Origin of the sequence: Cupriavidus sp. WKF15 (genome assembly GCF_029278605.1) — a bacterium.
Lineage (GTDB): Bacteria > Pseudomonadota > Gammaproteobacteria > Burkholderiales > Burkholderiaceae > Cupriavidus.
The window spans coordinates 2,598,249-2,609,920 of record NZ_CP119573.1 but is presented as its reverse complement, the minus strand read 5'-3'; the positions used below and the strand labels follow the sequence as shown (position 1 = coordinate 2,609,920).

General features: G+C 67.2%; 8 protein-coding genes and 1 pseudogene. 7 read left to right on the top strand and 2 right to left on the bottom strand.

The annotated features are described in order from the left end of the window. The first annotated feature begins 8 nt into the window (after window positions 1-8). The 7 genes from CupriaWKF_RS29315 to CupriaWKF_RS29285 all read left to right on the top strand — a co-directional run bounded on the left by CupriaWKF_RS29315 (window position 9) and on the right by CupriaWKF_RS29285 (window position 8,481). Window positions 9-464, top strand: a complete 456-nt coding sequence (locus tag CupriaWKF_RS29315) for a MaoC family dehydratase (RefSeq protein ID WP_276101918.1) — start codon at window positions 9-11, stop codon at window positions 462-464. Between the two features lie 16 nt (window positions 465-480). Next, window positions 481-1,683, top strand: coding sequence for an acetyl-CoA C-acyltransferase (locus CupriaWKF_RS29310; RefSeq protein WP_276101917.1), 1,203 nt, complete (start codon window positions 481-483; stop codon window positions 1,681-1,683). A gap of 131 nt (window positions 1,684-1,814) precedes the next feature. Further along, a complete protein-coding gene (locus tag CupriaWKF_RS29305; protein WP_276101916.1) occupies window positions 1,815-2,777 on the top strand; it encodes a YCF48-related protein in 963 nt (320 codons plus the stop codon). 28 nt (window positions 2,778-2,805) lie between these two features. Next, window positions 2,806-5,259, top strand: coding sequence for an efflux RND transporter permease subunit (locus CupriaWKF_RS29300; protein ID WP_276101915.1), 2,454 nt, complete (start codon window positions 2,806-2,808; stop codon window positions 5,257-5,259). 29 nt (window positions 5,260-5,288) lie between these two features. Continuing rightward, window positions 5,289-6,530 (top strand): NADH:flavin oxidoreductase, encoded by a 1,242-nt coding sequence (locus CupriaWKF_RS29295; protein WP_276103274.1) that lies wholly within the window; start codon window positions 5,289-5,291, stop codon window positions 6,528-6,530. Between the two features lie 71 nt (window positions 6,531-6,601). Further along, a complete protein-coding gene (locus CupriaWKF_RS29290; protein ID WP_276101914.1) occupies window positions 6,602-7,687 on the top strand; it encodes a Rieske 2Fe-2S domain-containing protein in 1,086 nt (361 codons plus the stop codon). Between the two features lie 2 nt (window positions 7,688-7,689). Next, window positions 7,690-8,481, top strand: coding sequence for an SDR family oxidoreductase (locus tag CupriaWKF_RS29285; RefSeq protein ID WP_276101913.1), 792 nt, complete (start codon window positions 7,690-7,692; stop codon window positions 8,479-8,481). 183 nt (window positions 8,482-8,664) lie between these two features. On the opposite strand, the pseudogene CupriaWKF_RS29280 reads toward CupriaWKF_RS29285, so the two are convergent. Both CupriaWKF_RS29280 and CupriaWKF_RS29275 read right to left on the bottom strand, forming a co-directional pair. After that, window positions 8,665-9,803 (bottom strand): annotated as a pseudogene (locus tag CupriaWKF_RS29280) (IS3 family transposase); the annotation flags it as partial. 80 nt (window positions 9,804-9,883) lie between these two features. After that, complete coding sequence (locus CupriaWKF_RS29275) at window positions 9,884-10,708, bottom strand: 3-keto-5-aminohexanoate cleavage protein (RefSeq protein ID WP_276101912.1); 825 nt, start codon at window positions 10,706-10,708, stop codon at window positions 9,884-9,886. Window positions 10,709-11,672 lie beyond the last annotated feature (964 nt).

Below are 11,672 nucleotides of genomic sequence, written 5' to 3'. Positions count from 1 at the left end.
AACCAGACATGCCACGTATTTTCCGCTCCGCCGAAGACATCCACGCCGCCGTCGGCCAGCACCTCGGCGAGAGCGCCTGGACCCGCATCACCCAGGACCAGGTCAACCAGTTTGCCGATGCCACCGGCGACCACCAGTGGCTCCATGTCGACCCGGAGCGCGCCGCGCGGGGCCCCTACGGCGGCTGCATTGCCCACGGCTACCTGACGCTGGCCCTGGTCAACCAGTTCCTGCCGGAACTGGTCACTGTCGAAGGCATGAAGTTTGGCGTCAACTATGGCTGCGACAAGGTCCGCTTCCCGGCGGCAGTGCGCGTCGGCGCGCGCGTGCGCGGCGTGGGCGAACTGGTGCGCGCCGAGACGCTGCCAGGCGGCGTGCAGTCGGTGGTGCGCATGACGGTGGAGATCGAAGGCGAGGCCAAGCCCGCCTGCGTGGCCGACACCATCAGCCGCTACTACTTCTGACCATAGGGAATCAAGCATGAATGAAGCAGTCATTGTCGCCGTTGCGCGCACCCCGATCGGCAAGGCCTTTCGCGGCGCCTTCAACGATACCGAAGCCCCGGTGCTGGGCGGCCACGTGGTGCGCGCGGTGGTCGAGCGCGCGGGCGTGGACCCGGCCGAGATCGACGACGTGCTGATCGGCGCGGCCGCGCAGCAGGGCACCCAGGGCTACAACCTGGGCCGCCTGTGCGCGGTGGCCGCCGGGCTGCCCGACAGCGTGCCGGGCATGACCATGGACCGCATGTGCGGCTCGGGCCTGATGACGATCGCCGCGGGCGCGCGCGCGATCCAGTGCGGCGAGGCCGACATCATCGTGGCCGGCGGCGCGGAATCCATTTCGCTCACGCAGAACAAGCACAAGAACAGCTACCGCGCCCAGTCCGAAGCGGTGCTGGCACGGCAGCCGGCCGCCTATATGGCGATGATCGAGACCGCCGAGGTGGTGGCGCGCCGCTACGGCATCAGCCGTGCCGAGCAGGACGCCTACGCCTGGCGCAGCCAGCAGCGCACCGCCGAGGCGCAGCGGCGCGGCGCCTTCGACGACGAGATCGTGCCGCTGGAAACGCGCCGCGCGCTGTTCGACAAGTCCGGCGCGCTGACCGGCCACGAGACCGTGCGCCTGGCGCAGGACGAATGCAACCGGCCCGATACCACGGCCGCAAGCCTGGCCGCGCTCAAGCCGGTCTGGAGCGGCGGGCAGGCGGTGGCCGAGGGCGAGTACATCACCGCGGGCAATGCCTCGCAGCTGTCCGACGGCGCCGCCGCGGTGCTGCTGATGAGCGCCGACGAAGCTCGCCGCCGCGGCCTGCGGCCGCTGGGCCGCTATCGCGGCATGACGGTGTCGGGCTGCGCGCCGGACGAGATGGGCATCGGTCCTGTGTTCGCTGTGCCGAAGCTGCTGGCGCGCTATGGCATGACGGTGGCGGATGTCGGGCTGTGGGAGCTGAACGAGGCCTTTGCCTCGCAGGTGCTGTACTGCCAGCAGAAGCTGGGCATTCCCGATGCGCGGCTGAACGTGAACGGCGGCGCGATCTCGGTCGGGCACCCGTTCGGCATGTCGGGCGCCCGCATGACCGCGCATGCGCTGATCGAGGGCCAGCGCCGCGGCGTGCGGCAGGCAGTGGTGACGATGTGCATCGGTGGCGGCATGGGTGCCGCTGCGTTGTTCGACGTCCTGTAACAAGGGCCGCTTGCTTTCTCCCCTTTCCCGAAAGCTGGGGAGGGGAGGAAACAGTTCGCTGCGCAAGGCAGCCCCGGCATGGACGGCCCGCCACGAGGCCGCCTGCCACCACTCCACACGGAGGAGACATCATGAAACGACTGATCGGCATCGCCATGTCGCTGGCCGTGCTGGCCACCGCGGTGTGGGCCTTCGCGCCGCGCCCGCTGCCGCCATTCCCGGCCTCCACGCTGCGCCCCGACGGCCTGCAGATCAACGGCATCGCCCGCGCCGGCGACCGCCTGGTCGCGGTCGGCGAGCGCGGCAAGATCCTGCTCAGCGATGACCTGGGGCGCAACTGGCGCCAGGCCTCGGTTGACAAGCCGCAGGGCGCCGCGCTGACGCAAGTCGCCTTCGCCGACGGCCGCCAGGGCATTGCGGTCGGCCACAGCGGCCTGATCCTGCGCACCGAAGACGGCGGCGCGCACTGGCAGCAGGTCGCCTTCGACGAACAATCGTCCGACCCCCTGCTCGGCGCCCTGGCACAGGCCAGCGGCCCATGGTTCGCCGTGGGCAGCTTCGGCCGGTTCCTGGTGTCGCACGACCAGGGCAGGCATTGGGAGGCGGCGGCGGACAAGACCATGCAGGACCGCCACCTCAACGCCATCGCTGCCGACGGGCAGGGGCGCCTGATGCTGGTCGGCGAAGCCGGCCTGGTGTTGCGCTCGACCGATGGCGGCAGCCACTGGGAGCCGCTCAGGACCCCTTACGACGGCTCGCTGTACGGCGTGCTGCCGCTGCGCGACGGTGCCTGGCTGGCCTTCGGCATGCGCGGCAACGCGCTGCGCAGCGAGGACTCCGGCACCACCTGGCAGGCCGCGGAAACCGGCCTCAGGACTTCGTTCTTCGGTGGCGCCGAACTGGCCGATGGCCGCATCGTGCTGGCCGGGCAGGGCGGCATGCTGGTGATGTCCGCCGATGGCGGGCGCCACTTCGCGGCGCTGCCGGCCGGCAGCCCGCAGACCCTGGCCGCGCTGGCCCCGACCGGCAAGGACACGCTGGCACTCGGCGGCAATGGCGGCCTGGCTGGCGCCACGCTCGCCGCCAATCACTGAATCCGCCCGACCGGACGCGAGAACGATCATGACCCGCCCCCACTCCCCCGGCCGCCTGGGCCGTTTCGTCGATGCCTGCGCCGGCGTGCTGATGCGCCAGCGCCGCCTGCTGATGTTGCTGTGCCTGGCCGTGACCGTGGCGCTTGGCCTCTCCGCCACGCGCCTGCGGCTCGATCCCGGCTTCAACAAGATGATCCCGCTGCAGCACCCGTACATGCAGGTGTTCACCAGGTACGCGAGCACTTTCTCCGGTGCCAATACCGTGCTGGTGAGCCTGCGCTGGAAGGGCGATGGCGATATCTACAACGCCGCCTTCATGGACAAGCTGCGCCACGCCACCGATGAAGTGTTCTTCATCCCCGGCGTGGACCGCTCGCGCGTGTTCTCGCTGTTCACGCCGAACGTGCGCTACACCGAGGTGACTGAAGCGGGCTTTCGCGGCGACGTGGTGGTGCCGGGGCGCTTCTCCGGCACGCCGGACGAACTCGACAAGGTCCGCCGCAATGTGGCGCGTTCCGGGCAGATCGGCCGGCTGGTCAGCAACGACCTGAAGTCCGCGCTGATCCGCGCGGAGCTGCGCGAGACCGATCCCGCCACTGGCAAGACCATCGACTACGGCTCCGTGGCGCGCCAGCTCGAGAAGATCCGCGCGCAGTTCAGCGGCACCGATGTCGAGATCAATGTGGTCGGCTTCGCCAAGCTGGTGGGCGATGTCGAGGAAGGGATCGCGGGCGTGATGGGCTTCTTCGCGCTGGCCTTCGCCGTCACGGCGCTGCTGCTGTGGCTGTACACGCGTTCGCTGCGCATCACGGTGCTGGCGCTGGCGGTGGCGCTGCTGCCGGTGTGCTGGCTGCTGGGCCTGCTGCCGCTGCTGGGCTACGGCATCGACCCGATGTCGATCCTGGTGCCGTTCCTGATCTTCTCGATCGGGGTCTCGCACGCGGTGCAGATGACCAATGCCTGGAAGCAGGAGGTGGTGCAGGGCCTCAATGCACTGGACAGCGCCGGCGCGGCCTTCAGCAAGCTGTTCATCCCCGGCACGGTGGCGCTGCTGACCAATGCGCTGGGCTTTATGGTCATCATGCGCATCGAGATCGACATCGTGCGCGAGCTCGGCATTACCGCCTGCCTGGGCGTGCTGCTGATGATCGTGACCAACAAGGTATTCCTGCCGATCCTGCTGTCGTACACGCGGCTGGAGCCGTCGGCGCTGGCGCGCGCGCAGGCACGGCGTGCGCGGGAGACAGGGCAGGGCAATGGCGGGCTGTGGCAGAAATTTGGCGCGCTGGCGCGTCCGGCGCCCGCACTCGGCGTGTTCGTGGCTGCACTGGCATTGCTGGCGGCCGGCGCCATCGAGTCGCGCGGCCTGAAGATCGGCGATGTCGGCACCGGCGCGCCGGAGCTGCGCGTGGATTCTCGCTATAACCACGACAGCGCGAAGATCGTGAGCCAGTACAACATCGGCTCGGATGCGCTTACGGTGGTGGTGGAGCCGACCGGCTTCGACGACGGCTGCCTGCACTACCGGGTGATGAGCGCGGTGGAACGCTTCGAGATGCATATGCGCGGCGTGTCCGGCGTGCAGTCGGTGGTCAGCGTGTCGTCGCTGGCCAAGGTGGTGATCGGCGCCTACAACGAAGGCAACCCGCGCTGGGAGGCGCTGCCGCGCAGCAGCGACGGCTTGAGCCAGGGCGCCAAGGCCTACGACCCGGACAATGGCATGAATACGTCGAACTGCCAGGCCATCCAGGTGCTGATCTACACCGCCAACCACGAGGGCGCGACGATTGCCCACATCATCCGCGAGATCCGCCGCTTCAACGCCACCGACAAGACGCCCAACGTGGCGTTCCGCCTGGCCGGCGGCAATATCGGCGTGATGGCGGCGACCAACGAAGCCGTGGAAGAGGCCGAGGTGGCCATGCTGCTGGCGATCTTCGGCGCGATCACGCTGCTGTGCCTGCTGACGTTCCGCTCGTGGCGCGCAGTGCTGTGCATCATCGTGCCGCTGACGCTGGTGTCGGTGCTGTGCAATGCGCTGATGGCGCGGCTCGGCATCGGCCTGAAGGTGTCGACCTTGCCGGTCATCACGCTGGGCGTTGGTGTAGGCGTCGACTATGGCATCTACCTGTACGAGCGCATCCAGCACCAGATCCGCGAGGAAGCGCAGTCCTTGCCGCAGGCCTTTGCCGAGGCCATGCGCCAGCGCGGCTCGGCGGCGCTGTTCACGGCGCTGACGATGTGCATCGGCGTGGGCACCTGGGCCTTTGCCGCGCTCAAGTTCCAGGCGGACATGGGCATCCTGCTGGCCTTCATGTTCCTGGTGAACCTGTTCGGCGCGGTATCGCTGCTGCCGGCGCTGGCGGCGTGGCTGGGGGTGGAGGACGAGGAGCGTGCGCGCGCCGCTGCCAGCACTGCCGCGTCGGCGGAAAGCGGCCAGTCGGTGGCGCCGGCGCCCGCGCTAAAATCGGACGCAACCTGAGCCACGCAAGCAATACCCGGAGAGACATGATGCGCGATACCCAGGCAGCCGCCGCAACGGCCTTCACGCCGCTGCGCATCGGCCCGCTCACGCTGCGCAACCGCTTCATCAAGGCGGGCGCGAACGAAGGCATGACCCCGCATGGCCTGCCCACGCAGGCGCTGGTCAGGCATCACCGCGATCTTGCCGCGGGCGGCGTGGGCATGACCACGGTGGCCTACGCGGCCGTGGCCGACGACGGACTGACCTTCCCGCACCAGATCAGCATGCGCGCGGAGCAGGTGCCGCATTTGCGCGTGCTGACCGACGCCGTGCATCGCGAAGGCGCGGCGGCCTGCCTGCAGATCACCCACGCGGGCTCGTTCACCACCATGCGCCACGGCGGCAGCCGCGCGCCGGGCAGTGCCTCGCCCGGCCTCAATGCCTTCGGCATGATGCACGGCGTGTATTTCCAGCGCGCCCTGCGCGAGGCCGACATGGCGCGGGTCGCCTGCCAGTTCGCCGAGGCGGCGCGGCTCGCGCGCGAGGCCGGCTTCGATGCAGTCGAACTCCACATGGGGCACGGCTACCTGCTCAACCAGTTCCTGTCGCCGCTGAGCAACCGGCGGCGCGATCCGTTCGGTGGCAGCGTGGAAAACAGGACCCGCTTCCCGGCGGCGGTGCTGCGGCAGGTGAAGGATGCCGTCGGTGGCGCGCTGGCGGTGTGCTGCAAGCTCAGCGTCAGCGACTGCGTGCCGGGCGGCAACCAGCCCGGGGACTCCGCCGTGACCGCGCGCATTCTCGAGGCGGAGGGGGCCGACCTGCTGACGCTCAGTGGCGGGCGCAACGTGGAAAGCCCGTGGGCGCTGTTCGGCAGCCCGATGCCGACGGCGCAGATGAAGGCCGCCGCGCCGACCGCGCTGGCCCGCTTCGGCATCACCATGCTGGAAAAGCGCACGCCGCGCGCGCTGGCCTTCCGCGAGCTGTATTTCCTTGAGGCGTCGCGCGTGGTGCGGCAGGCGGTGCGCATGCCGCTGGCCTACGTCGGCGGCGTCAAGTCGATCGGCAATGTGGCCCAGCTCATGGAAGAGGGCTTCGACGGCATCGCGCTGGCACGCGTGCTGATCCATGACCCCGCGCTGGTGGCCAACTGGCAGCGCGGCACGGTGCAGCGCTCGGCCTGCGACAGCTGCAATGGCTGCGTGGCCCGCATCTACGACCCCGCCGGCGTCAGTTGCGTGCATGGCCCCGGCAACGACCCGGCGCTGGCGCTGCTGGTCGCATTGCAGTAGTCCGATGGGACGATGAGCCGCCGCCCGGACGCTCTTATCTTGAAGTTCCCACGGGATTTCAAGGAGACACCATGAGCACGAACGGCATCAGCGGCTACAAGATCGAATCACGCCCGCCCGCGGACCGCTACGCGCGCGGCTGGCACTGCCTGGGCCTGGCCGACGCCTACCGCGACGGCAAGCCCCACACGCTGGACATCTTCGGCCGCCGCCTGGCCGCGTTTGCCGACTCGACCGGCGCCATCCGCGTGATCGACGGCCACTGTCCGCACATGGGCGCAGACCTCAGCACCGGCACCGTGCAGGGCGACAACCTGGTGTGTCCGTTCCACGGCTGGCAGTGGGGCGGCGACGGCGGCTGCAAGTCCATCCCCTACTGCAAGCGCGTTCCGCCCAAGGCGCGTGTCGGCGCCTGGGAGACCTGCGAGCAGAACCGGCTGCTGTTCATCTGGAACGATCCCGAGGGCCGCCCGGCGCCGCCGCAAGTGGCCATCCCGCGCATCGACGCCTGCTATTCGCCGGAGTGGTCGGACTGGGCCATCGACGACATGCTGATCCGCACCAATTGCCGCGAGCTGGTCGACAACATCTCCGACATGGCGCATTTCGGCGTAGTGCATGGCGCGCCGGTGGACTATTTCGGCAACCTGTTCGAAGACCACAAGGCCACGCAGCTGATGATCGGGCGCAGTGCGCGCCTGTCCGGCGATGCGCGCCTGACGGCGCTGTCCACCTACTTCGGGCCGGCGTACCACATCACCGAGATGACCGGCCAGATGGGCGACCAGCAGATCCACTCGATCCTGCTCAACTGCCACGTGCCGATCGACCTGAACAGCTTCGTGCTGCGCTATGGCGTGCTGGTGAAGAAGATCCCCGGGCTGTCCGACGAACAGAACCGCGCCATGGCGCGAGCCTATGTGGAGCAGGCGCGTGCGGCCTTCTACGAAGACGTGGCGATCTGGGACAGCAAGATCCGCATCGACAACCCGCTGCTGTGCGAAGGTGACGGGCCGATCTACCAGATGCGCGACTGGTACCAGCAGTTCTACACGGATGTGGAACAGGTGCGCCCGTCCAGCGTGGCGCGGCGCGTGGTCGAGATGAACCTGGCCAACATCGAGCCGCCGGTGCTGCGGCACGTGTTCGAGGGCTGACCATGAGGACGGTGGTGGTTACCGGCGCCGCGTCCGGCATGGGCGCGGCGGTGCGCGCGCGCATGCTGGCCGACGGCTGCCGGGTGATCGGCGTGGACCTGCGCGACGCGGACGTCCTTGCCGACCTGTCTACCGAGCAGGGGCGCGCTGGCGCTCTCGATGCCGTGCTGTCGCGCTCGGGCGGCCGCATCGACCAGCTGGTGTGCTGTGCCGGGCTGGGCCCGCATGTCGACCCTGCCACGCTGGTGGCATCGGTCAACTACTTCGGCGTGGTGGCCTTGCTCGACGGCCTGTTCGAAGCGCTGCGCCAGGGCTCGGACCCTGGGGCGGTAGTGGTGTCGTCGAACTCGTCCACGCTTCAGTCGTGGGAAGGCAGCCCGCTGCGCGATGCCTATCTTGCTGGCGACGAGGCCGGCGTGCTGGCCATGGTGGCTGCCGCCGCGCAGGCCGAGGCCACGCGCGATCAGGCGGGCTATATCGCCTACGCCAGCTCCAAGCACGCGGTCACGGCGGCCGCGCGGCAACGCGCCGCCGCATGGGGCCAGGCGGGGGTGCGCCTCAACGTGGTCGCGCCGGGCGCGGTGGAAACGCCGCTGCTGCAGGCAGGGCTGAAGGATCCGCGCTACGGCGATGCCATCCGCGATTTCGTGCCGCCGCTGGGCCGCCGCGCCCGGCCTGAAGAGGTGGCCGCGCTGATTGCCTTCCTGTGCGGGCCGGATGCTGCCTACCTGCATGGCAACGTGGTGTTCATCGACGGTGGACTCGATGCCGCGCAGCGGCCACTGATGTTCTGAAGCGCACGTCGGAATCCGTCCTTCGGACCGGCGGGACCTGGAGGGCTCGGGGCAAAAGGTGCGGTGGGGTTGCCCCGTTTCATCGGACAGATTCGCATTGGAATTTTATGTCGATGGGTTTTCTCCTTGTGATGGGGCAGTGTATGCCCGGTGTAGCGCCGGATTCATGCCATTGACGGGAAGCTTTTCAAACTCCTGCGGAGACCGATATCCCAGTGCGCTGTGCAGGCGATGCGAGTTGTACCAACCCTCGATCCAGGTGAACAATGCCTGACGGGCGTCGTCGTGCGTGGCGAAGCGCGAACGCATCAGCAGCTCGCATTCGAGCGTTGCGAAGAAGGACTCGCACATGGCGTTGTCGTAGGCATCGCCCACCGAGCCCATCGAAGGCTGAACGCCGGCCTCGCGGCAACGTCGCCCGAAGGCAACAGACGTGTATTGGCAGCCCTGGTCCGAATGGTGAATCACTGCGCTGGGATGTCGCTGCGCCAGCGCCATGTCCAGCGCTTGCAGCATCAGTGCGGTGCGCAGATGACTACCCATGGCCCAACCTACGATGCGCCGGCTGTACACGTCCAACACGACAGCCAGATAGTAAAAGCCGGCAACGGTCGGAATGTATGTCGCATCGGCGACCCACAGCTGATTTGGCGCATCGGCAGAGAAGTGTCGCTGCACCAGATCGGGCGCGGGTCTGCCCGCTGGCGCACGGTGGGTGGTGCAAATGAAGCGCGGCCGGCAAGCCCCGCGCAGGCCGGCCTCACGCATCAGACGCGCCACGCGCTTGCGCCCGACGTGGATACCTTGGCGCAGCAGCATGGCATGCACACGTGGCATCCCATAGGTACCGCGCGAGCGGGCGTGAATCTCACGGATTTGCGCGAGCAACAGCTTGTCACTCACGGCATGAGCGCTCGGACGTCGTTCCATCCATGCATGGAAGCCGCTGCGCGAGACCTTAAGCAGCCGCGCCATGGTGGACAGCGGAAAGCGGTCCTGATTTGCCTTCATGAACTCGAACCCTTGTCGGGCAGCGTGTCGGTCTCCCGGGCAAACCAGGCCGCGGCTTTTGCAAGTATCTCCCTCTCCATTTTGAGTTGCCGGTTCTCACGGCGCAGCCGCGTGAGTTCCTGGCGCTCCGCCGTGGTCAGGCCGTCCTGACGAACGCCGGCATCGCGATCCGCTTGGGCAACCCAGTTGTAGATCGTCTGGGCCGTGGGTTCGAACTCCTTGGCCAGATCCTCCGGACGGCGACCTGCATGGACCAAGTCAACCATTTGCTGACGGAAGACCGCACTGTACGGTGGGCGCGTTTTCGGCATGGTGCACCTCCTGCTTACTCAAGATAGGCACTGTCCGAAAAAGCGGGTCACCTCCACGGTGAGCGATGCGGGAATGGCGTTCAGCCCAGACTCAGGATCTGGCGAGCCTGGGCTGCGGTGGCGACAGGGCGGCCATACTCAGCGCAAAGCTCGGCAACCTGGCGCACGAGCGCGGCATTGGACGGGGCGAGCGTGTTCTTGTCCATCCGCACATTGTCCTCGAGGCCGGTGCGGCAGTGCCCCCCGAGTTCGAGAGACCAGCGAGCCATCGTCAGCTGATCGCGACCGATGCCGGCGCCGGTCCATGTCGCATCAGGCGAAAGGCGCTTGAGGGTACGAACGTAGAATTCAAGCACTTCGCGATCGACCGGCATTGCGTTCTTGATGCCCATGACAAACTGGATATGCAGGGGCCCGATAATCGCGCCCGCCGCCTGCATGGCTGCGGCCTGGAAGATCATCGACAGGTCAAAGGCCTCGACTTCGGGCTTGATGCCGTAGGCTTTCATTTCGGCGGCGAGCCAGTTGACCAGGTCCGGCGGGTTGTCATAAACCCGGGTCGGGAAATTGACCGAGCCGGTTGCCAGGGATGCCATGTCAGGCCGCAGCGACAGCATGGCACCTCTTTCATTGCCGGCCCCGGAGCGGCCACCGGTGGACACCTGCGTGATCATGCCCGGCGCGTGCTTGCGAATGCCTTCCAGCACCAGCGCGAAACGATCGGGATTTGACGTAGGAGTTTCGTCATCGTTGCGTACGTGGAGATGAACCAGGGTCGCGCCGGCTTCGAATGCCGCCTGGGTCGATTCCACTTGCTCGTTCACTGTGATCGGCACAGCCGGATTGTCTTTCTTGCGCGGCAGTGATCCCGTGATCGCAACAGAGATGATGCAAGGCTTGTTCATGCTCGATTTCAGTAGATCAGGTAGAGGGGGCGGGGGGGCATTGTCTGGCACCGGGAAGGCGGCCTCTGCGCCGGATTGGCGCTGTCCTCGTTCGTATCGGTCGACAACTCGCTTGCATCGTATGGGCGGCTGCCTGGCTGCGTCCAATACTGATTGGGTTTGCAACGATACGGAGGGAGTATCGATAGCCGTCGCATGTCGCACGCTGCACGCCGCATTCTGGATTGGCGTGGCGTTCTTGGCAGGTGCCGCTGTTTCGCCGGCGTAGCCGGCGACTTACTCTTTTGTCCGAGCGACAAAAGAGCAGAAAAGCGCGTCGCCTGGCGGCTGGCCATCAACGATGCGCTTCTTGTTTTCAAGCGGTTTTGGTCTCGCGAGGCTTGGTTGCCCGTTCGAATCTGCTACGCATAGTGATTCAGAACCAGTGCCTGCGATAACCGGCTCTTGCACGATCCCCATGTAGGGCTCGGGTACAGCGTTCCAACGAGGTCAGTGGTGGGACGCCTACGGCTGCGCTGCGCGCGCTTCCTAGTCGGTGTGCGCGCGGCATCATGTCGCTGGCGCGGTGCTTCTCCCCCTCGCCGTTTGCCTTTTCGGTTTTCTCACTGAGCCGCGCACAGCGCAGCCGTAGGCGTCCGACCGATGGCGCCCTTAGCAGGGGCCACCAAGTAATCCGGGTTCGCTCATCTGACGTCTCTATCCTGATCATCTACGCGGCAGGCAGTCTGGCTATGCCCTGTACCGTCTTCACCACCACGGCCCGTTCGTCGACCACGAAAACGCGTTTTTGGTTACTTTTGTCGCGAGACAAAAGTGACTCGCCGGCTACGCCGGCGAAACAGCGGCGCATGCCAAGCACGATGAGCCAGTCACAGCCACAAAACCCGCGCCGGCTACGCCGGCGAAACAGCGGCGCATGCCAAGGAAACTCCCCCCGCAATCGAGCAAAAAAAGCCCTCGCCGT

What these genes read in the sequence shown, in the direction of transcription:
- CupriaWKF_RS29315 (WP_276101918.1), top strand. Translation starts at nt 9, where the DNA reads ATGCCACGTATTTTCCGCTCCGCCGAAGACATCCACGCCGCCGTCGGC.
- CupriaWKF_RS29310 (WP_276101917.1), top strand. Translation starts at nt 481, where the DNA reads ATGAATGAAGCAGTCATTGTCGCCGTTGCGCGCACCCCGATCGGCAAG.
- CupriaWKF_RS29305 (WP_276101916.1), top strand. Translation starts at nt 1,815, where the DNA reads ATGAAACGACTGATCGGCATCGCCATGTCGCTGGCCGTGCTGGCCACC.
- CupriaWKF_RS29300 (WP_276101915.1), top strand. Translation starts at nt 2,806, where the DNA reads ATGACCCGCCCCCACTCCCCCGGCCGCCTGGGCCGTTTCGTCGATGCC.
- CupriaWKF_RS29295 (WP_276103274.1), top strand. Translation starts at nt 5,289, where the DNA reads ATGCGCGATACCCAGGCAGCCGCCGCAACGGCCTTCACGCCGCTGCGC.
- CupriaWKF_RS29290 (WP_276101914.1), top strand. Translation starts at nt 6,602, where the DNA reads ATGAGCACGAACGGCATCAGCGGCTACAAGATCGAATCACGCCCGCCC.
- CupriaWKF_RS29285 (WP_276101913.1), top strand. Translation starts at nt 7,690, where the DNA reads ATGAGGACGGTGGTGGTTACCGGCGCCGCGTCCGGCATGGGCGCGGCG.
- CupriaWKF_RS29275 (WP_276101912.1), bottom strand. Translation starts at nt 10,708, where the DNA reads ATGAACAAGCCTTGCATCATCTCTGTTGCGATCACGGGATCACTGCCG.